The sequence below is a fragment of the Pseudomonas sp. LBUM1679 genome (assembly GCF_059695565.1).
This window is the reverse complement of record NZ_CP166774.1, coordinates 2,026,273-2,046,654: the sequence shown is the minus strand read 5'-3', so window position 1 is coordinate 2,046,654 and position 20,382 is coordinate 2,026,273. Positions and strand designations below refer to the sequence as shown.

General features: G+C 62.7%; 15 protein-coding genes and 3 tRNA genes. All 18 read right to left on the bottom strand.

Translation table 11 applies throughout. The features are described 5' to 3' along the window. Positions 1 to 69: 69 nt before the first annotated feature. On the bottom strand, positions 70 to 1,446 hold the full coding sequence (locus ACA062_RS09430; protein WP_497457388.1) for a diaminobutyrate--2-oxoglutarate transaminase: 1,377 nt from the start codon (positions 1,444 to 1,446) through the stop codon (positions 70 to 72). A 348-nt stretch (positions 1,447 to 1,794) separates the two neighbouring features. After that, positions 1,795 to 4,218 (bottom strand): TonB-dependent siderophore receptor, encoded by a 2,424-nt coding sequence (locus tag ACA062_RS09425; RefSeq protein WP_497456132.1) that lies wholly within the window; start codon positions 4,216 to 4,218, stop codon positions 1,795 to 1,797. 67 nt (positions 4,219 to 4,285) lie between these two features. After that, the gene (locus tag ACA062_RS09420) at positions 4,286 to 5,239 is read right to left on the bottom strand and encodes a FecR domain-containing protein (RefSeq protein ID WP_497456131.1); all 954 of its coding nucleotides are present in this window, start codon (positions 5,237 to 5,239) and stop codon (positions 4,286 to 4,288) included. Beyond that, positions 5,233 to 5,742 carry a sigma-70 family RNA polymerase sigma factor gene (locus tag ACA062_RS09415; RefSeq protein WP_497456130.1) on the bottom strand — a complete coding sequence of 170 codons (510 nt, stop codon included), beginning with the start codon at positions 5,740 to 5,742 and terminating at the stop codon, positions 5,233 to 5,235. Before ACA062_RS09415 ends, ACA062_RS09420 begins: the two co-directional genes overlap by 7 nt. Positions 5,743 to 6,130: 388 nt before the next feature. Beyond that, positions 6,131 to 6,207, bottom strand: a tRNA-Asp gene (locus ACA062_RS09410). 93 nt (positions 6,208 to 6,300) lie between these two features. Beyond that, positions 6,301 to 6,377, bottom strand: a tRNA-Asp gene (locus ACA062_RS09405). Positions 6,378 to 6,431: 54 nt separating this feature from the next. Then, positions 6,432 to 6,507: transfer RNA gene (locus ACA062_RS09400), tRNA-Val, on the bottom strand. Positions 6,508 to 6,794: 287 nt separating this feature from the next. Beyond that, positions 6,795 to 7,571 (bottom strand): SDR family oxidoreductase, encoded by a 777-nt coding sequence (locus tag ACA062_RS09395; RefSeq protein ID WP_497456129.1) that lies wholly within the window; start codon positions 7,569 to 7,571, stop codon positions 6,795 to 6,797. Further along, positions 7,568 to 8,779, bottom strand: a complete 1,212-nt coding sequence (locus ACA062_RS09390; RefSeq protein ID WP_497456128.1) for an O-succinylhomoserine sulfhydrylase — start codon at positions 8,777 to 8,779, stop codon at positions 7,568 to 7,570. Before ACA062_RS09390 ends, ACA062_RS09395 begins: the two co-directional genes overlap by 4 nt. Positions 8,780 to 8,954: 175 nt before the next feature. Further along, the gene (purF, locus tag ACA062_RS09385) at positions 8,955 to 10,460 is read right to left on the bottom strand and encodes an amidophosphoribosyltransferase (RefSeq protein WP_497456127.1); all 1,506 of its coding nucleotides are present in this window, start codon (positions 10,458 to 10,460) and stop codon (positions 8,955 to 8,957) included. A 41-nt stretch (positions 10,461 to 10,501) separates the two neighbouring features. After that, on the bottom strand, positions 10,502 to 11,062 hold the full coding sequence (locus tag ACA062_RS09380; protein ID WP_064676838.1) for a CvpA family protein: 561 nt from the start codon (positions 11,060 to 11,062) through the stop codon (positions 10,502 to 10,504). Positions 11,063 to 11,160: 98 nt separating this feature from the next. Next, on the bottom strand, positions 11,161 to 11,835 hold the full coding sequence (locus ACA062_RS09375; RefSeq protein WP_497456126.1) for an SPOR domain-containing protein: 675 nt from the start codon (positions 11,833 to 11,835) through the stop codon (positions 11,161 to 11,163). Then, positions 11,819 to 13,126, bottom strand: a complete 1,308-nt coding sequence (gene folC, locus ACA062_RS09370; protein ID WP_497456125.1) for a bifunctional tetrahydrofolate synthase/dihydrofolate synthase — start codon at positions 13,124 to 13,126, stop codon at positions 11,819 to 11,821. The genes ACA062_RS09375 and folC overlap by 17 nt, the downstream gene beginning before the upstream one ends. Continuing rightward, complete coding sequence (gene accD / locus ACA062_RS09365; protein WP_128870262.1) at positions 13,123 to 14,043, bottom strand: acetyl-CoA carboxylase, carboxyltransferase subunit beta; 921 nt, start codon at positions 14,041 to 14,043, stop codon at positions 13,123 to 13,125. The genes folC and accD overlap by 4 nt, the downstream gene beginning before the upstream one ends. Positions 14,044 to 14,256: 213 nt before the next feature. Beyond that, entirely contained in the window at positions 14,257 to 14,880 is a 624-nt protein-coding gene (locus ACA062_RS09360) for a phosphoribosylanthranilate isomerase (RefSeq protein WP_497456124.1), read from the bottom strand. A 63-nt stretch (positions 14,881 to 14,943) separates the two neighbouring features. Further along, positions 14,944 to 15,768, bottom strand: coding sequence for a tRNA pseudouridine(38-40) synthase TruA (gene truA, locus ACA062_RS09355; protein WP_128870266.1), 825 nt, complete (start codon positions 15,766 to 15,768; stop codon positions 14,944 to 14,946). Between the two features lie 420 nt (positions 15,769 to 16,188). Then, the gene (locus ACA062_RS09350) at positions 16,189 to 19,008 is read right to left on the bottom strand and encodes a motility hub landmark protein FimV (protein WP_497456123.1); all 2,820 of its coding nucleotides are present in this window, start codon (positions 19,006 to 19,008) and stop codon (positions 16,189 to 16,191) included. A 208-nt stretch (positions 19,009 to 19,216) separates the two neighbouring features. Then, positions 19,217 to 20,227, bottom strand: coding sequence for an aspartate-semialdehyde dehydrogenase (locus tag ACA062_RS09345; RefSeq protein WP_497456122.1), 1,011 nt, complete (start codon positions 20,225 to 20,227; stop codon positions 19,217 to 19,219). Positions 20,228 to 20,382: the final 155 nt, after the last annotated feature.

Here is a 20,382-nt window from a genome sequence, read left to right as displayed (position 1 = left end):
AAAGTAACTGGCCCCCCTGTCATTAACCTTCAATATGACTGGCGACTGATGCAACTTCGATTAGTTCATTCAAGTGCGTAATTGCACGACCGCCGCTGCCACGGCGTTATCAAACCGCTGGATTACTTGCCGGCATTGTTCATCGTCGATAATCAACGGCGGCAACAACCGGATGACATTGCCCTGGCGCCCCCCGCGTTCCAGCAGCAAGCCTTGTTTGAAGCACTGTTGCTGGATGGCCGCGGCCAGCGCCGGGTCCATCGGGAAATGCCCGTGGCGATCGGCCGGCTGGCGCTCGTCGACAATCTCGATGCCCAGCATCAGGCCACGCCCGCGCACCTGGCCCAGGGCCGGGTAATGCGCCTGCAACTCGACCAGCCGGTCCTTGAGCCACTGACCTTGGCGCTCGGCCTGGGCGGCGAGGTTTTGTTGTTGCAGCACCTGCAACGTCGCCAACCCGGCGGCCATGGCCATCTGGTTGCCGCGGAAGGTGCCGGCGTGGTTGCCGGGCTCCCAGGCGTCGAATTGCCGACGGATGCCCAGCACCGCCATGGGCAACCCGCCGCCGACCGCCTTGGACATGACGATCAGGTCCGGCTCGATCCCGGCGTGCTCGAAGGCAAACATTTTGCCGGTACGGCCGAAACCGGTCTGCACTTCGTCGAGGATCAGCAGGATGCCGTGCTTGCGCGTCACCTCGCGGATGGCCCGCAGCCAGCTGGCCGGGGCACAGTTGACCCCGCCCTCGCCCTGCACCGCTTCCAGGATCACCGCCGCCGGCAGTGACACGCCGCTTTCGACGTCTTCGATGAACTGGGTGAAATAGTGGGTCAAGGCCTCGACCCCGGCCTCACCGCCAATGCCCAGCGGGCACCGGTATTGGTGGGGATACGGCATGAACTGCACCCCGGGCATCAGGCTGGCGATGGCATTTTTCGGCGCGGTGTTGCCGGTCAGCGCCAGGGCGCCGTGGGTCATGCCATGGTAGGCCCCGCAGAAGCTGATGATGTTGCTGCGACCGGTATAGGTCTTGGCCAGTTTCAGCGCAGCCTCCACCGCATCCGCCCCGGACGGTCCGCAAAATTGCAGGCAGTAATCACGGCCCTGGTTCGGCAGCAGGCTGAGCAGGGTTTCGCTGAAGGCGTCCTTGACCGCGGTGGTCAGGTCCAGCGTGTGCATCGGCAGGCCTGAAGCGAGGAAGCTGTCGAGGCTGGCCATGACGGCCGGGTGATTGTGACCCAGGGCCAGGGTGCCGGCACCGGCCAGGCAATCGAGGTAAGTATGGCCCTCGACATCAGTGACCCAGAGTCCGTGTGCCTTGGCGATGGCCAGCGGCAACTTGCGTGGGTAACTGCGCACGTTGGATTCGAACTTGCTTTGTCGAGCCAGATAGTCGGCATTGGTTTTTTGCAGTGGATTAGAGTGCAATACGCCATCATTCAACATCGGTTCACCCTCGTTAAATTCGATATGCAACTTATTCTCATTAACAAGTTGTTGCAACTCATTCTTAGGCGTTATTTGGATATTGATCTATAGCGATTAGAACCACTTTAAAAACTATCAGACACGCCGAAGACCAAGTTGATGAACCTGGTATGAACACTGGAAAGTGCCATGGTCTAGCCATGATCTTGTAATGCAATAACAGCTTCGATAGAGGTCGCCGACAGACAGCAACTTATCCGCAAGTGCCTTGATCGTTATTTAACTGACGGTGTGCATATGATCTTCCTCTATACGAATCCGTCCAACGAAGACGCCCCGCTCCCTGGGGCGTATGAAACGGATAAATCAGAAGTCGACGGTCGCCGAAAGGAGGTAGGTGCGCGGGGTCGACAGCGTCAAGCCAGGCTCGCTGTCATCCGAGGCGCCGGCCGAACTCCAGTAGCGCTTGTCCGCCACGTTCTCGATATTGGCCCGCAGGGTGATGTTCTTTTGCTCGACCTTGAACGCATAGCGTGCGCCCACGTCGAAACGCTCCCAGGAATCGATTTCCTTGTTGTTGGACTGGTCCAGGTACTGCGAGCTGGAATAGATGCCACGGCTGGTCAGGGTCAGGCCCTGGACGGTCGGCACGTCCCACTCGGCGCCCAGGTTGACGTTGTATTTGGGCGTGGCCGGCGCCCGGTTGCCGTCGAAGGTGCCATTGGTGGTCTCCTTCAACTCGCTGTCGATGTACATGACTCCGCCGAGCAGGCGGAAACCGTCGAGCGGTTCGCCGAACACGCTCAGCTCCACACCCGTGTTCTCACGCTTGCCGTTGGGGCCGAACACCCGCGTGGTGGCGTTGGTCTCGTAGGCCGGCTGCTTGATCCGGAACACCGCGGCGGTCACGGCGAATGCACCGGCGTCATACTTGGCACCGACCTCGACCTGGCGGCTGATGAACGGCGGGAAAATCTCGTCCTCGTTCACCGAAGTCGACGGCGCAATCTTGCCCTGGCTCAGGCCTTCCATGTAGTTGGCATACAGCGACAGCTTGTCGGTCGCCTTGAACAGGATGCCGCCCGACGGCGAAACCTTTTCCTCATCGTAGGCGGTGGCGCCTTTGACGTTATCCGTCCAGTCGTCAACCTGGACCCGCTGCCAGCGGGCGCCGAGGGTCAGCAGCAGCCGGTCATCGAAGAAGCCGAGGGTGTCGGACAACGCCACGCCGCTGAAGCGGTTCTCGGTGTAGACCTTCGAATCGAGTCGGGTCGGGGTGTTCGGGGTCGGCGTTTGCACCGGGTTGTAGATGTTGCTTGGGGCCGCGCCATAACGGGCGCCGCCGTTTTCAAAGTCCATGTAGAAGTAGCTGGCGGCCAGGTTGACTTCGTGACTCACCGGGCCGGTATGGAACCAGTTGCGCACCCCTGCCGTGGCCGTGCGGACATTTTCGTCGCGGGTGAAATCACGCGGTTGCACGCTGAAATCGCCGGCGTCGTTGGTGACCGCAACGGCATGGCGCAGGAAGTCATGGTTACTTTTGCGCGCGCCCGCGCCGCCGTACACCATGACGGAATCGTTGACATCGTATTCAGCGTTCACCGTGCCGAAGGTGTCGTTGGTGCTCGCCTGGCTCCAGGGCTGCGCATAGTTGCGGCGCACATCGCTGGCACGGGGGACCTGCGCGTTGGGGCCGACCTGCACCCGCTCCTGCGGGGCGTCGGTGTCACGTTCGGTACGGCCGATGTCCGTCGACAGTCGCAGGCGTTCACCGCGGAAATCCAGACCCAGCACGGCCATCTCGCGGTCGACGTTCTGGTGGTCCCATTCAGCGTCGCCGGACTGCTTCACGCCGTTGAAACGCAGACCGAACTTGTTGTCTTCGCCAAAGCGCCGGCCGACATCCACGGCACCACCGACCTGGCTGTCGGACGCGTACATACCGGTAAACGAGGTGATGGGCTTGTCGGTCGCGCGCTTGGGCACCACGTTGATTCCGCCGCCCACGCTGCCCCGCGGCGAGATGCCGTTGATCAGCTGGGTCGGGCCTTTGATCACGTCGACGCGGTCAGCCATCTCCATGTCGATGGTATAGGTCGGCAGGATGCCGTACAGCCCGTTGTAGGCGACATCACTGTTGAACAGGCTCAACCCGCGAATGGTGAACTGCTCATAGCGCCCGCCCGCCGGGTTGGTGGCGCGAACCGAGGGGTCGCTGGCGATCAGGTCGCCCAAGGTACGCGCCTGCTGGTTCTTGACCGCCTCGCTGGTGTAGGTGGTCACGCTGAAGGGCGTTTCCATGAAGTCTTTGGAGCCGAGCAAACCTTGCGAAGTGCGGCGTGCGACCTGCCCACCCGCATAGACATCGCCGCCCTCCCCGCCCGTGGCCCCGAGAATCGAGGTGGGGGCCAGTTGCAGGCTGCCGCCTTCAGGCGCCGGGGTGAGGATGTAAGCCTGCTCGCCCACTGGCTGCAGTTGCAGACCGGACCCCTGCAGCAACCGGGCAAAGCCCTCCTCGACCGCGTAGTTCCCCGACAGCCCGGGGCTGTTGCGACCGCTGACCAGCGCCGGGTCTACCGACAGGTTGACCCCGGCCAATCCGGCGAAGCGGGTCAACGCGGCGCTGAGGCTGCCGGCGGGCACCTGGTAACTGCGACGAGGACTGTCTTCGGCATGGCTGACCGCGATAAATAAAGGACTGGCACTCAGACTCAATAGCAGACTCAGGTGCAACAACGGGCGCAACCTGGCAGGCGCCAGACGCGTACTGCAGGGCATCACTACGGGCATTGTGAATCTCTCTGATTTCGTTTCACTTGCCTTGAATGACAAGCGGCGCGAAAAAAAGGGACAGCCCTCATGCAATATTTTTGCGCGGTCGCAAGGTCACCCAGTACCGGGTGCGCATTTGCACCTCCAGCGGCAAGCTGGCGGCCAGCAACGACAGGATGCGATCGGTGTCTTCCAGACGGAAACTGCCGGTGACGCGCAGGGATTCGAGCGCCGGCTCCCAGCGCAACACGCCCGGGCGATAACTGCTGAGTTCACGCAGAAAATCCCCCAGGGGCTGGTTCTGCGCCATCAGCACGCCGTCACGCCAGCCGGGGGCGAGCACATCGAATGGCTCCACCGCACCGGCACCCGCCGCCAGCAAGCTGACTTGCTGGCCGGCGCGCAACGAAAAGACCGGGCCGCGCAATGGCTGCAACTGCACCGCGCCTTTGAGCACCGACACCCTGCAACCCGTCTGCCCCTGCCGCACGCAGACCTGGCTCTGACTGACGACCACTTGGCCGAAGTGCGTCTGGATCGTCAGCGGCGAGGTCCCGGGCACGTTCAGCGCTATTTCGCCTTCCACCAGGGTCAGTCGCCGGTGCTTCAAGTCGATATCGACGGCACTCGCGGTATTCAATTGCAGCGAGCTGCCATCGGCCAACTGGACTGTTTTGCCCTCCCCGGTGGCGGTGCGCAGGTCGGCGCGCCAGGCATCCAGCGGTAGCTGCCGGCTGATCAGCCAGGCGGTCGGCACCAACGCCACCGCCCCCACGGCGCGCTTGAGCACCTGGCGCCGACTGGCCTGCGGTCGATCCAGACTGGCCATGGCCAGTGTCGACGGCAGGTCGGCAAAACGTTGGCGCAACAGTTGGGCCTTCTGCCAGGCCTGTTCGTGACTGGGATGGCTATCACGCCAGTGCTGCAGATTGGCCCGGTCACGGTCATTGGCGGCGCCCGATTCCATGAGTGCCAGCCATTGCGCGGCGGCTCGCACGACCTGGCGGGCTTCGGCCGAAGGGGGCGAACCGATCACCATTCCACCAGCAGGCAATGTTCGTAGGCTTGGGCCATGTAGCGCTTGATCGTACGCTCCGAGACTTGCAGGCGCTCGGCGATCTCGGCATAACCCAGGCCTTCCAGCTGGCTCCAGAGAAAGGCCCGTCGCACCGCGACCGGCAATCCATCGAGCAATTCGTCCAGGGCTTGCAGGGTTTCCAACAGCAACCAGCGTTGCTCGGGCGACGGCACACACGCCTCCGGCAGCAGCGCCAGGGCATCGAGGTAGGCTTGTTCGAGACTGCGACGCTGATAGAAGTTGGCCAGCAGCCGCTTGCCGACGGTCGCCAGATAGGCCCGGGGTTCCTGCAGGTCGGCAATGCGCTGCGAGCTGGCGAGCACCCGCACGAAGGTGTCCTGGCTCAGGTCCGCCGCGTCGCTGCCATTACTCATGCGTCGTCTCAGCCAGCTTTCCAGCCAGCCACGATGGTCGCGGTACAAGTCGTGGAAATTTTGCGCCGCCGGCATCGCTGCTTCACTCATGTCAAGGAACCCTGCGCAGGAAATATTTTAAATGCGACTCATTCTAATTAGTGTTGTTAGTTCAAACCAAGCCTTTTATGCGGTTTACCCTGGGGAATAATGGGATGAGCTGAACGAAAGACAGGCAGTATCGGCCGCACAGGCCCCGACTGAGCAGGGCTGGGCACGGTTGAGCAGCGGCGTTGAATAAGGCAGGATCAGCGCGCCTACCGGATCGACGGGCACGAAAAGGTGGACGGCAGGAGGGAAATGCAGGAGAAGCCAAATCGCAGGCACAAAAAACCCCGGTCTTTCGACCAGGGTCTTTGCTATCGACTCGAATCAGACACTGGCTTGCCAGCAATCTTCTTCGTAGCACCCAGGCGTTCAGCGGGCCTTGATGCAGATATGGCGCAGCGGACGGGACTCGAACCCGCGACCCCCGGCGTGACAGGCCGGTATTCTAACCGACTGAACTACCGCTGCGTATCGCTGTGGACTTGCGTCCAGGTAACTCGTGTGACTGGAAAGCTTCGAGGCTTTTCAATCTCGAGCCAGGTAACACCTGACTCGCAAATATGGCGCAGCGGACGGGACTCGAACCCGCGACCCCCGGCGTGACAGGCCGGTATTCTAACCGACTGAACTACCGCTGCGCGTCGGTGGAGGCTTTTCAGCTTCCTTCTTGCTTGCGCAAGACTCTCAAGAAGTGGTGGGTGATGACGGGATCGAACCGCCGACATTCTGCTTGTAAGGCAGACGCTCTCCCAGCTGAGCTAATCACCCTTTGCTTCTCTGAGGCCGCGAAATTTACGCACCTAACGAAGCTAAGTCAATAGCCTGCTTGAAGTTTTTCTGAAAAAGACAAAATCGTGTCAAACCGCAAGGCAACGGCATCACCCACAATCAACCTTTTGCAGCAATACCGCCTTCGTCGGAACGCCGCCCGGAGCAAGCCCGCTCCCACAGGGATCTCCGGTGTGCACACTTTTTTTCACACACAGGAGAACCCTGTGGGAGCGAGCTTGCTCGCGATGGCGGTGGCACAGTCAACCCAATGCCGGCAGCCTGCACTACTCGCTGTAAATCATCTTCTTGGTCATCCCACCATCCACCACGAACTCCTGCCCCGTGACAAACCCGGCATTCTTCGACAGCAACCACGCCACCATCGCCGCCACGTCCTCGACCGTCCCTACCCTGCCCGCCGGATGCTGGGCATGGTCGGCATCGGTCAGCGGCTCGGCACGTCGCACCGACGGGTCCCGCGCATCGATCCAGCCCGGGCTGACCGCATTGACGCGGATTTCCGGCCCGAGGCTGATCGCCAGGGCGTGCGTCAGCGCCAACAGGCCGCCCTTGCTCGCCGCGTAGGCCTCGGTGTCGGGTTCGGACTGCCCGGCGCGGGTCGAGGCCAGGTTGACGATCGCCCCGCTGTGGGCGCGCAGGTAAGGCGCACAGTGCTTGGCCAACAGCATCGGCCCGCTGAGGTTCACCGCCAGCACCCGGTTCCAGTACGCCAGATCGAGGCTTTCGAGGGTGATGTTATGCGGATCGGCCACCGCCGCGTTGCACACCAGCGCATCCAGTCGGCCGAATTGCCCCAGCACTTCGGCGACACCCAGCGCCACCTGCCCTTCGCTGGAGACGTCCATGGCGATGAACCAGGCGTTGTCGCCCAGCACCTTCGCCACTTTCGAGCCCCGCACCCGGTCCAGGTCGGTCAGCACCACCTGCCAGCCTTCGCTGATCAGCCACGCCGCAATGCCCAGGCCGATGCCGCGCGCAGCCCCGGTGACCAGGGCGACGCGGCCGTTGGTGCCCGTGCCCGGCGTCGACAATTGGATCACAGCGCAGCCAGGCCGCGCGCCAGATCGGCTTGCAGGTCTGCCACGTCTTCCAGGCCGACCGCGATACGGATCAGGCTGTCACGAATGCCCGCGGCTTCACGCTCCTGGGGCGCCAGACGGCCGTGGGAGGTGGTGCTCGGGTGAGTGATGGTGGTCTTGGTATCGCCGAGGTTGGCGGTGATGGAAATCAGGCGCGTCGCATCGATAAAGCGCCAGGCGCCCTCTTTGCCGCCCTTGACCTCGAAGCTCACCACCGCGCCGAAGCCCTTCTGCTGACGCAAGGCCAGTTGGTGCTGCGGGTGGCTCTCGAGGCCGGCGTAATGGACTTTCTCGATGCCGTCCTGCTGCTCCAGCCACTCGGCCAGCTGCTGGGCGTTGGCACAATGGGCCTTCATCCGCAGGCCCAGGGTTTCCAGGCCCTTGAGGAAGATCCAGGCGTTGAACGGGCTCAGGGTCGGCCCGGCCGTACGCAGGAAACCGACCACTTCTTTCATCTGTTCGCTACGACCGGCCACCACGCCGCCCATGCAACGGCCCTGGCCGTCGATGAACTTGGTCGCCGAGTGCACGACGATGTCCGCACCCAGCTTCAATGGCTGCTGCAACGCCGGGGTGCAGAAGCAGTTGTCGACCACCAGCATCGCGCCTTTGGCGTGAGCGATGTTCGACAGTTCGGCGATGTCCACCAACTCGGCCAGCGGGTTGGAGGGCGATTCGACGAACAGCAATTTGGTGTTGGCCTTGATCGCTGCGTCCCAACCGGACAGGTCCGCCAGGGGCACGTAGTCGACTTCGATGCCGAAGCGCTTGAAGTACTTCTCGAACAGGCTGATGGTCGAGCCGAATACGCTGCGCGATACCAGCACGTGATCGCCGGCGCTGCACAGGCTCATCACCACCGCCATGATCGCGGCCATGCCGGTGGCCGTGGCCACCGCTTGCTCGGCGCTTTCCAGCGCGGCGATGCGCTCTTCGAACGCGCGCACGGTCGGGTTGGTGTAGCGCGAATAAACGTTGCCCGGCACTTCCCCGGCAAAACGTGCCGCCGCGTCGGCAGCGGTACGGAATACGTAGCTGGAGGTGAAGAACATCGGATCACCGTGTTCGCCTTCCGGCGTGCGGTGCTGACCGGCGCGGACGGCCAGGGTATCGAACGCTACGCCTTCGAGGTCGCTGTCCAGCCGACCGGCATCCCAATCCTGACTCATGCTGTCACTCCTTGCCTTATTCGATAGTCATTACGAAACCGGCCTGGAGCGGAGCACCCGCTACTGTAGGAGCGAGGCTTGCCCGCGAAGGGGTCGTCACATTCAACATCACTGCTGCCTATGACACCGCCTTCGCGGGCAAGCCTCGCTCCTACAGATACAGGCCGGTCGTTACTCAGTTGTTATACAGATCGATGATCGCACTGACCGCCTGGGTCTTGACCTTGGAGGCATCGTTACGTGCCTGCTCGATCTTGTTCAGGTAAGCCTCGTCGACGTCGCCGGTCACGTACTGGCCGTCGAACACTGCGCAATCGAACTTGTCGATCTTGATCTTGCCGCCACCGACCGCTTCGATCAAGTCAGGCAGGTCCTGATAGATCAACCAGTCGGCGCCGATCAGGTCGGCCACGTCCTGGGTCGAACGGTTGTGGGCGATCAGTTCGTGGGCGCTCGGCATGTCGATGCCGTAGACGTTCGGGTAGCGAACGGCCGGTGCCGCGGAGCAGAAGTAGACGTTCTTGGCGCCGGCTTCGCGAGCCATCTGGATGATCTGCTTGCAGGTTGTGCCGCGCACGATCGAGTCGTCCACCAGCATCACGTTCTTGCCGCGGAATTCCAGCTCGATGGCGTTGAGCTTCTGGCGTACGGATTTTTTCCGTGCCGCCTGGCCCGGCATGATGAAGGTCCGGCCGATGTAGCGGTTCTTCACGAAGCCTTCGCGGAACTTCACGCCCAGGTGGTTCGCCAGCTCCAGGGCCGCGGTGCGGCTGGTGTCCGGGATCGGGATGACCACGTCGATGTCGTGATCCGGACGCTCGCGCAGGATCTTGTCGGCAAGCTTCTCGCCCATGCGCAGGCGCGCCTTGTACACCGAGACGCCGTCGATGATCGAGTCCGGACGCGCCAGGTAGACGTGTTCGAAGATGCACGGGGTCAGGGACGGGTTGATCGCGCACTGACGGGTGTGCAGCTTGCCGTCTTCAGTGATGTAGACCGCTTCGCCCGGCGCGAGGTCGCGAATCAGGGTGAAACCGAGCACGTCCAGGGACACGCTTTCGGAGGCGATCATGTACTCGACGCCTTCGTCGGTGTGACGCTGGCCGAACACGATCGGGCGGATGCCATGCGGGTCGCGGAAACCGACGATGCCGTAACCGGTCACCATCGCCACCACGGCGTAACCGCCGACGCAACGGTTGTGCACGTCGGTGACGGCCGCAAAGACATCCTCTTCGGTTGGCTGCAACTTGCCGCGCTGGGCCAGCTCGTGCGCGAACACGTTGAGCAGCACTTCCGAATCGGAGTTGGTGTTGACGTGGCGCAGGTCAGATTCGTAAATCTCCTTGGCCAGCTGTTCAACGTTGGTCAGGTTACCGTTGTGCGCCAGGGTGATGCCGTAAGGCGAGTTGACGTAAAACGGTTGGGCTTCGGCCGAAGTCGAGCTGCCCGCGGTCGGGTAACGCACATGGCCAATGCCCATGTGGCCGACCAGGCGCTGCATGTGACGCTGATGGAACACGTCACGTACCAGGCCATTGTCCTTGCGCAGGAATAACCGGCCATCATGGCTGGTCACGATACCGGCAGCGTCCTGGCCGCGGTGCTGGAGGACGGTTAGCGCGTCATACAGCGCCTGATTGACGTTCGACTTACCGACGATACCGACGATGCCACACATGCGACGCAACCCCTACTTAATGGATCTGAACTGAACACAACTCACTGCGGCGTTTTGGCCGTCGGCAAGAGGTGTTCCTTGAACGGTATCTCAGCGGGTACGCTGATACCGCTGGCCAGCCACTGACTGCTCCACCCGAGAATCAGGTTTTTGGACCAGTCTGCGACCAATAAAAACTTTGGCACGAGTTGCGATTGTTTCCACCACTCGTCCTGCTGTACCGGCCCCAGGCTCAACAGCCCGACCGCCACGACCACCAGCAACACGCCACGCGCGGCGCCGAAGGCCATGCCGAGGAATCGATCGGTCCCGGAGAGCCCGGTGACGCGAACCAACTCGCCGATAAGATAATTGATCATTGCGCCTACGATCAGCGTGGCGACAAACATGATGGCACAGCCCGTGATCACACGAGCCGATGGCGTTTCGATGTACCCGACGAGGTATTCGGACAATGCACCACCGAACAGCCAGGCGACGACTCCTGCGATGATCCAGGTCACCAGCGATAATGCTTCCTTGACGAAGCCGCGGCTCAGACTGATCAATGCGGAGATGGCGACGATGGCAACAATCGCCCAATCAACCCAGGTAAATGGCACAGTGCAGCCTACAGACGGATAAGGCGGCGCATTTTAGCAGAGCCCATGCTTATCGGTAAGCTGCGATTGTCCGTGCATTACAAATCGGCGCGATAGTTTTAACCGCGTTCCGGCTGGAAACGCACCACAAAGCCCTTGAGGTTCTGCTGGCGACTCAACAAGTCACGCAGGCGATCGGCTTCCGCGCGCTCGATCAGCGGCCCGACGAACACCCGGTTCTTGCCGTCGGCCGCGCGGATATAGGCGTTGTAGCCCTGGCTGCGCAGTTTTTTCTGCAGGCTTTCGGCGCTGGCCCGGTTCGCCAGGCTGGCCACTTGCACCGACCAGCTGACCGACAGGCCGTTGGCATCGACCCGGCTCTGGGTGGTATCCGGTTTGCCCGGCGCACCCGGCGCGGCCGTGATCGGCTGGGATGGCGCAGTGGTCGGCTTGTTCATCGGCACGGGTGCCGGAGCCGGCGCGACCGGTTTGGCGGCCGGTGCTGGCGCCACGGGCGCAGTCGGGGCAATCGGCGTCGACGGCTGTTCCTGCTGAGCGATTTCGTCGTCGCTCGGCACCGGCTCCTGCGGCAAGGCTTGCGGCTCGGGCACCACCACCGGCTCGACCTGTACTTGCGGCACTGCAGGCGCTTGCGGGGCGGCTGGCGCCTCGACCGTCACCTGACGCTGTTCGTCCTGGCGGGAAAACAGCATCGGCAGGAAAATCACCGCCAGCGCCACCAGAACCAGGGCGCCGACCATGCGCTGTTTGTATGCCTTATCCAGCAATGCCATTTGCCGCGTCCTCCGTGGAGCGCCGGGCCAGCCATTCCAGGGCCTCGGCGACACAATAAAATGATCCGAACAACAGAATCTCGTCGTCGCTCGTCGCCCGTGCACACTGCCCTTCCAGAGCGGCGGCCACACAGGCATAGGACGTTACCGACGCGCCGAGGTTCTGTAGCACCCGGTGCAAATCGCCGACCGGTCGTGCCCGCGGCGAATCCAGCGGCGCGACGGCCCAATGCTCGACACTAGCATTCAATTCGCCGACAACACCATCCAGATCCTTGTCCGCCAGCAGGCCGAACACCGCCAGACGCTTGCCTGCCGGGGGCTGGCTGGCCAGACGGCGGGCCAGGTACTCGGCCGCATGGGGGTTGTGCCCCACGTCCAGCAACAGGTTCAGACGCTTGCCCTGCCAATCGAACTGGCGACGATCGAGACGACCGACCACCCGCGTGGCTTGCAGGGCAGCCCTGATCTGCGCATCGTCCCAAGGCAGGTCGAGCAGCAAATAGGCTTGCAACGCCAGCGCGGCGTTTTCCATCGGCAGATCGAGCAACGGCAGATCACGCAGTTCGACTACCCGCCCTTGCGCGTCAAGACCGCGCCATTGCCAGGCGTGATCGGTCACACCCAGATCAAAATCGCGGCCGCGCAGGAAAAACGGGCAACTGAGTTCGCGCGCCTTGTCCAGCAACGTTTGCGGAGGGTTCAGATCGCCGCAGAGCGCAGGCGCGCCCTGGCGGAAGATACCGGCTTTTTCGAAGGCCACGGTCTCACGGGTGTCGCCCAGGTATTCGGTGTGATCGACGCCGATGCTGGTGACCAGCGCCATGTCGGCATCCACCACGTTGACCGTGTCCAGGCGCCCGCCCAGCCCAACTTCCAGCACCACCGCATCGAGGCCGGCCTGTTGAAACAGCCAGAACGCCGCCAGGGTGCCCATTTCGAAGTAAGTCAGGGACGTGTCGCCACGACCGGCCTCGACAGCCACAAAAGCCTGGCAGAGCTCGGCGTCAGTGGCTTCGACGCCATTGACCTGCACCCGCTCGTTGTAACGCAGCAGGTGCGGAGAATTGTAGACCCCCACTTTCAGCCCTTGCGCCCGCAGCAACGAGGCCACGAACGCACAGGTAGAACCCTTGCCGTTGGTGCCGGTGACCGTGATCACCCGAGGCGCCGGCTTGCCCAGCCCCATGCGGGACGCTACCTGTTGCGAGCGCGCAAGGCCCATGTCGATGGCCGAAGGGTGCAACTGTTCCAGGTAGGCGAGCCACTCGCCAAGGGTACGTTGGGTCATATGTTGGCAGGCACCGGTGGAACCACGATCGGCTCGATGGGGGCGGCGACGAATTTAGGCGTCGGCAGGCCCATCATTTGTGCCAGCAGGTTGCCCAGGCGCGGACGCAGTTCCTGACGGTGGATGATCATGTCGATCGCGCCGTGTTCCAGCAGGAACTCGCTGCGCTGGAAGCCTTCCGGCAGTTTTTCACGCACGGTCTGCTCGATCACGCGCGGGCCGGCAAAGCCGATCAGGGCTTTCGGCTCACCGACGATCACGTCGCCGAGCATCGCCAGGCTGGCGGAAACGCCGCCGTAGACCGGGTCGGTCAGTACGGAGATGAACGGAATGCCTTCTTCACGCAGACGCGCCAGTACCGCGGAGGTCTTGGCCATTTGCATCAGCGAGATCAGGGCTTCCTGCATCCGCGCACCACCGGAGGCGGCGAAGCAGATCATCGGGCAACGGTTTTCCAGGGCGTAGTTGGCGGCGCGAACGAAGCGCTCACCGACGATGGCGCCCATCGAACCGCCCATGAAGGAGAATTCGAACGCTGACACCACCACCGGCATGCCCAGCAGGGAGCCGCTCATGGAGATCAGTGCGTCTTTTTCGCCGGTCTGCTTTTGCGCAGCGGTCAGGCGGTCCTTGTACTTCTTGCCGTCACGGAATTTCAGCCGGTCGACCGGCTCCAGGTCCGCACCCAGTTCGGCACGGCCTTCAACGTCGAGGAAGATGTCGATGCGCGCGCGGGCGCCGATACGCATGTGGTGGTTGCACTTGGGGCAAACGTCCAGGGTCTTTTCCAGCTCCGGACGATACAACACAGCCTCGCAAGACGGGCATTTGTGCCACAGACCTTCAGGCACCGAGCTCTTCTTGACCTCGGAACGCATGATCGAAGGGATCAGTTTGTCTACTAACCAGTTGCTCATGCTTTCTTTCTCCAGTACCGGCGGCCCGAACGCTCTGGTTCGCAGCCCCGCGTATGCCCTTGAGCTAAATTCATGTGTGCGGCGATGATCGATGGATTGCCGGGTCAGCGAGACGCGACCTGCGTACAACCCAAAACATCCTCAGCCATGCCTGCTTTGTGCAGGTGCAGTTATGGACGGCGGCAGTCTGCCAGCCGTCACATCACCCAGTTCCTACCAGTTCCTACGTACAGCCTTGATGAACGCTTGTATCTTTGCGTGATCCTTGATCCCCTTGCTCGCCTCTACCCCGCCGCTGACATCCACCGCATAAGGCCGAACCCGGGCAATGGCCTCGGCGACGTTGTCCGGCGTCAGGCCGCCCGCCAGGATAATCGGTTTACTCAGGCCTTGCGGTATCAGAGACCAGTCGAACGCTTCCCCGGTTCCGCCGGGTACGCCTTCGACGTAGGCATCCAGCAGGATCCCGCTGGCACTTGGAAACGCATCGCAAGCCGCCGCGATGTCGTCACCCGCCTTGACCCGCAGCGCCTTGATATACGGGCGGTGCCAGCCTTCGCAGTCGGCCGCGGTTTCGTCGCCATGGAACTGCAACAGATCCAGCGGCACGGCGTCGAGGATTTCCCCCAACTCGCAGCGGCTGGCGTTGACGAACAGGCCCACGGTGGTCACGAACGGCGGTAGTGCCTTGATGATCGCGCGCGCCTGCTCAAACGTCACGGCCCGCGGGCTGTTGGCGTAGAACACAAAGCCGAGGGCATCGGCCCCGGCCTCGACCGCGGCCAACGCGTCTTCCGCGCGGGTAATGCCGCAAATCTTGCTGCGAACGGACGACATGTCGAGACAACCCCACGGTAAATCCGAGAAAGTCCCGGATGGTAACAAAAGCGTTCGAAGGCGTCAGCCGTCAAGTTCCGAGAAGCCGGTCAAGAAGTGCGGCCCGATGTAACGCTCGGGCAATTGGAACTCGTCGCGATACTCGACCTGCACCAGGTACAAGCCGAACGGGTGCGCCGTCACCCCGCCGGAGCGGCGAATGCGGCTTTCCAGGACTTCTTTCATCCACTCCACCGGCCGCTCGCCGGCACCGATGGTCATCAGCACCCCGGCGATGTTGCGCACCATATGGTGCAGGAAGGCACTGGCGCGGATGTCCAGCACGATCATCTTGCCGTGACGGGTGACGCGCAGGTGATGCAGTTCCTTGATCGGCGACTTGGCCTGGCACTGACCGGCGCGGAAAGCGCTGAAGTCGTGGGTACCGACCAGGTACTGCGCCGCCTCGGCCATGCGCTCGACGTCGAGCGGGCGGTGGTTCCAGGTGATTTCATCGTTCAGGTGCGCGGGACGAATCTGATCGTTGTAGATCACGTAGCGGTAGCGCCGGGCGATGGCCTTGAAGCGCGCATGAAAATGCGCCGGCATGACCTTGGCCCAGCTGACGCTGACGTCGTGGGGCAAGTTGATGTTGGCGCCCATGACCCAGGCTTTCATCGAGCGCTCGACGGGCGTGTCGAAGTGCACCACCTGCCCGCACGCATGCACACCGGCATCGGTGCGTCCGGCGCAGAGCAGCGACACGGGTGAATCGGCGACTTTGGACAGGGCCTTTTCGAGGGTTTCCTGCACGGTGAGCACGCCGGAGGCCTGGCGCTGCCAGCCGCGATAACGCGAGCCCTTGTATTCAACGCCCAACGCGATCCGGAAAACGCCGTCGGCCGCCATTTCGGCGGCCGGGTTATCTATATTTGCCAAGGAGTGACAGCCTGCTGATGTACGCAAAGGCGGGCATTATAAGGCCGCGGCTCCGGGACGCCAGTGCAACTGTCGATAGTGTGTTGAATGGGATGGCCCCTTCGCGGGCAAGCCCGCTCCCACAGTGATCGGGGTTGCCTAAACATTTGTGGCTGGCACCAATGCCTGTGGGAGGGTGCTGGATGGGAGGGCCTCTTCGCGAGCAGGCTCGCTCCCACAAGGGATCGGGGTTGCCCAAACATTTGCGGCTGACACCAGTCCCTGTGGGAGCGAGCTTGCTCCGGGCGGCGTTCCGACGAAGGCGGCCTGGCAGACGCCATCGCATCAATTTCCATAAACAAAAACGGCAGCCTCAATGGGCTGCCGTTCTGTTCAAGCCTTACCGATCAATCAAGCCAGGCGCGAAAGCAGTTCCTTGGCTTCGTCCTTCTGGCCTGCGTCACCCTCGGTCACCACCTCGTTGAGGATATCCCGTGCACCGTCGGCATCGCCCATGTCGATGTAGGCCTGGGCAAGGTCGAGCTTGGTGGCGACTTCGTCGGCGCCGGAAAGGAAGTCGAATTCCGGCTCGTCATCCGCTGAAGCCAAGGCATCTTCCGCGGTGAAAGTCGGCTCGCCAAGGCTCTGCGACAGACTGTCGAGTTCGGCATTGACGTCGCTCAGGTCGGTGGCAAAGGTGTCCGGAGCGGCAGCGGCGTCCATTTCATCGGCCAGCGACAGGTCGAAGTCGTCCGGCAACTCGAGATCGTCCGGGGCCATTTCCGGAGCGGCCGGCGCTGGAGCAGCGGATGGATTCTTGACCTCGTCATCCAGGCTCAACAGGAAGTCGTCTTCGGCCAGGATCGCAGGCGTTGCATCGCCACCGAGGTCCATGTCCAGATCGAAGTCCGACAGGTCGTCGAGGTTTTCCCTGACTTCAGTCTGCTGTTGCAACACCGAATCGAAGCTCAAGTCGTCTTCCAGCGGAAAATCATCCCGTTGCGCCACAGCGTCCGGTGCCGGTGCAACCGGTGCCGCCGCAGGACTTTGTGGTTCATCCAGACTCAGATTGATGGCACTGTCGAAATCATCGGACACCGCTGGCGCCGCCGCAGGACTTTGTGGTTCATCCAGACTCAGATCGAAGGCCGTGTCGAAGTCATCGGGCGCCGCTGGCGCCTCCGCAGGGCTTTGTGACTTATCCAGACTCAGATCGAAGGCCGTGTCGAAGTCATCGGGCACCGCTGGCGCCTCGGGTTCGTCCAGCAGCAACTCCCTGACGTATTGCGCGTCCAGTTCGGCAGCCATGGAGGCAGCGGCGATACCACCGCCGACTGCGAGGGCCATGGCCGGGAAGCGGTGTTTCAGCTGTTCCACCCGGGTAAAGTTCTCGCCGTTGGCCACCAGTTGGCGTTCCTGGGCGACAAACGCGACACGGTTGCCCTGCTGGCCATAGACTTCCATCAGCTTCAGGCGCAGGTCACTGCGTTGCGGTTCGTACTTGATGCTGTCTTCGAGCAGTGCGGCAGCCTGATTCAGGCGACCGGCGGCAAAATGCGTATGCGCCTTGCGCAGCACATCGTCATCGTGGCGATCGACAGCCGGCGATACCAGTGGCGCGGCAATCGGCGGCGTGACCACGACCGGCGAAATCACCGGAGCGCGGGCAGGCGCTGGAGCTGGCACCGGGGCCGAAGCCGAAGCCGAAGCCGGAAACGGCGACGGAGCTGGCGCGGTATCGAGCTTCACGCTTGGCGGCGACACTTCCAGGCCTTCGAAGCTGTCTTCCAACGGATCCTGTTGGGCAGGGTTTTGCTGCTCTTCGGCCAGTTCCCGGGCCATGCGCACGTGTTTCTCGGCTTCCTGCCGGGCTTTGCGGCGACGAGCCAGCAACAACAGCAACAGCAGCAGCACCACGGCCCCGCCACCCACCAGCCCCAGCAGTGCCGGATTGGTCAGCAGCTCGTTGTATTTCTGCTCATCGGACGCTAGCGGCGTCGGCTCCACTGGCGTTTCGGCCGGTGCCGGGGTTGCCTCGGTTGCAGCCGGCGTGGCCTCGGAGGCAGGCGCAGGTGTGGCCGCATCCGCTGGCGCCGGCGCTGCAGCAGGATTGGCCGCCAGTTCGGCGGAGATCGCCGCAGTGGCTGGCGCATCAGCCGGAGCGTCCGCGGCGCCTTCGGCCTGCAACCTGGCCAGTTGATTGTTCTTCAGTTCGATCAGGCGCTGCAGCTTGTCCAGCTGACTCTGCAGATCGGTCATGCGGCTTTTCAGTTCCTCGTTGTCACGACGGGTCGTGTCGAGGTTTTCCTGAGTCATGGCCAGCTTGTTGTTCAAGGCCTTGGCGTCGCCTGCGGCACCTTTGCCACCCGCCCTGCCGGACTCGGCAGACACCAGGCTCAAATTGTCCCTGGCCGGTTGCACAGCCGCGCCATCGCCACGCGGACGGTTGGTGGCATCGAGTTGCTGCTGCCCTGCCCCGGTCTTCGGCACATAGCGCCGGCCCTGACGCCACGCAGTGTTCTGCGCGGCCACTTCGGCAATGGCTTTGTGTTGCGGCAGGTTGGTGCTTTGTGCCTGATCCGGCAGCCGCAGCACCTGACCGGTTTTCAGTCGATTGATGTTGCCGCCGATGAAGGCATCCGGGTTCAGCGCCTGGATGGCCAGCATGGTTTGCTGGACCGAGCCGCCATTGCGCGCCTTCGCCGCGATTTCCCACAGGGTATCCCGGGGCGTGGTGGTGTATTGGCCAGGCTCGGTGGCACCGGTCACGGCGGCGGTGACGGCTGGCGTCGGCGCTGGCTGCGCCGCCGCATCGGCGGTCTGCGGCGAGAATTTGGACGGATCGAGCAGCACGCTGTAATCGCGCAGCAGACGGCCGTTGGGCCACATGACCTGAACCAGGAATTTCACCATCGGTTCGGACAGGGGCTTGCTGGACGTCACCCGCAGGACGCTTTTACCGCTGGGGTTGAGCACGGGGGTAAAGCTCAGGTCGTTGAGAAACGCCTGGCGGTCGACACCGGCCTTGGCGAAATCTTCCGGCGAAGCCAGGCTCGGCACCACGTCGGCAGCGGTGAGCTCCTTGACGTCGAGCAATTCGATTTCCGCCACCAGCGGCTGGTCCGGCGTCGATTTCAGGGTCAGCTCCCCAAGCCCGAGCGCATGCGCCATACCGGAGGACAGCGCCGAGGCGGCCGCTATTGCTAACACCAGTTTGCGAACTTGAACCATAGCCTCATCCTTTGTTTGAACATTCCTCGGCCAGCGAGAAGGTGTTGATAGTCGCTGCCGCAAGGCATTGCGCGCGGCGACGAAGAGTCGTCGCGCGCGATCGTTTCATTCATGCCGAGGAAGAACCCGCAGGGTGGCTCGCCTTCAGCAGTCCGGACCAAGCATAGCGTTGGCTGGAGCCCTTGGAAAAATTGTTGCCAAGTATCTTTTACACAAGGTGTTTTATCAATAATTCAGCCACCTGCACAGCATTGAGCGCCGCGCCTTTGCGCACGTTATCTGACGTCAGCCACACATTTAGTTCCGACAGGTCGTCGATTCCATGGCGAACCCGACCAACGTAGACCACGTCCTGCCCGACCGCATCGCCGACCGGCGTCGGATAATCGCCGGCTTCCACCAGTTCGATACCCGGGGCGTCTTCCAGGGCGGCGTTGACGTTCGCCAGGTCGATGTCGCTCGCCGAGTGCAAGGTCACGCTAAAGCTATCGCCAAAAAACACCGGAGCTTGAATGCAAGTGACGGAAATCTTCAATGCAGGCAGGGCCATGACCTGGCGCAGTTCGCGCACCAGGCGTTTTTCCAGCAGCGTATGGCCTTGCTCATCCGGCTTGCCGACTTGCGCCAGCAGGTTGAAGGCCATCTGCCGATCAAAGAACGTCGGTTCCAGCGGGCGCACGTTGAGCAGTTCGGCGGTTTGCCGGGCCAGTTCGGTCACGGCTTCGCGACCTTGGGCAGAGACCGCCAAGGCAGCGGTCAGGTGGATGCGTTGCAGGTCGAGCAAACCGAGCAATGGCGCCAGCACCACGGCCAGCGTGGTGGCCGACGGGCTTGGGCTGCTGACCTGGAACGGCTTTTGCAAACCGGCGAGCACCTGTGCATTGGCTTCCGGCACCACTTGCGGCGCCTGATCGGCCGGCAAGGCGCCGGACAGGTCGATCAGCGAACAGCCGGCGGCAGTGGCGCGCGAGGCGAAACTCAGGGTGACCGCCGGGCCGGCGGCGAAGAACACCAGCTGGACCTTGCTGAAGTCGAACTCATCGACTTCCCGCACCCGCACGTTCTTGCCGCGGAACGGCACCGAATGCCCGGCCGATTCACTGCTGGCCAGCAGGTGCAGGTTGCCGACCGGGAAGTCGCGCTCTTCGAGAATCTGCACCAGCGTTTCGCCGACAGTACCGGTGGCGCCGATCACGGCAATATCAAAGGACTGGCTCATGGTTTTACCTCTGGCGAAACGGGGGGAGCGGCACTTTACCGGGTGGGTGGCGTGCAGGCAATTCGGCTGGGGATTTGTGGTGCCTGTGCCGGCCTCTTCGCTGGCAAGCCAGCTCCTACAGGTCATGCGCCCACCTTGCAACCGCGCACGACCCT

Coding starts and splice junctions, on each gene's coding strand:
- ACA062_RS09425 (WP_497456132.1), bottom strand. CDS start 4,218: ATGCCCGTAGTGATGCCCTGCAGTACGCGTCTGGCGCCTGCCAGGTTG.
- purF (WP_497456127.1), bottom strand. CDS start 10,460: ATGTGTGGCATCGTCGGTATCGTCGGTAAGTCGAACGTCAATCAGGCG.
- accD (WP_128870262.1), bottom strand. CDS start 14,043: ATGAGCAACTGGTTAGTAGACAAACTGATCCCTTCGATCATGCGTTCC.
- ACA062_RS09415 (WP_497456130.1), bottom strand. CDS start 5,742: ATGAGTGAAGCAGCGATGCCGGCGGCGCAAAATTTCCACGACTTGTAC.
- ACA062_RS09390 (WP_497456128.1), bottom strand. CDS start 8,779: ATGAGTCAGGATTGGGATGCCGGTCGGCTGGACAGCGACCTCGAAGGC.
- ACA062_RS09360 (WP_497456124.1), bottom strand. CDS start 14,880: ATGTCGTCCGTTCGCAGCAAGATTTGCGGCATTACCCGCGCGGAAGAC.
- ACA062_RS09350 (WP_497456123.1), bottom strand. CDS start 19,008: ATGGTTCAAGTTCGCAAACTGGTGTTAGCAATAGCGGCCGCCTCGGCG.
- ACA062_RS09430 (WP_497457388.1), bottom strand. CDS start 1,446: ATGTTGAATGATGGCGTATTGCACTCTAATCCACTGCAAAAAACCAAT.
- ACA062_RS09375 (WP_497456126.1), bottom strand. CDS start 11,835: ATGGCATTGCTGGATAAGGCATACAAACAGCGCATGGTCGGCGCCCTG.
- ACA062_RS09420 (WP_497456131.1), bottom strand. CDS start 5,239: ATGGTGATCGGTTCGCCCCCTTCGGCCGAAGCCCGCCAGGTCGTGCGA.
- ACA062_RS09345 (WP_497456122.1), bottom strand. CDS start 20,227: ATGAGCCAGTCCTTTGATATTGCCGTGATCGGCGCCACCGGTACTGTC.
- truA (WP_128870266.1), bottom strand. CDS start 15,768: ATGGCGGCCGACGGCGTTTTCCGGATCGCGTTGGGCGTTGAATACAAG.
- folC (WP_497456125.1), bottom strand. CDS start 13,126: ATGACCCAACGTACCCTTGGCGAGTGGCTCGCCTACCTGGAACAGTTG.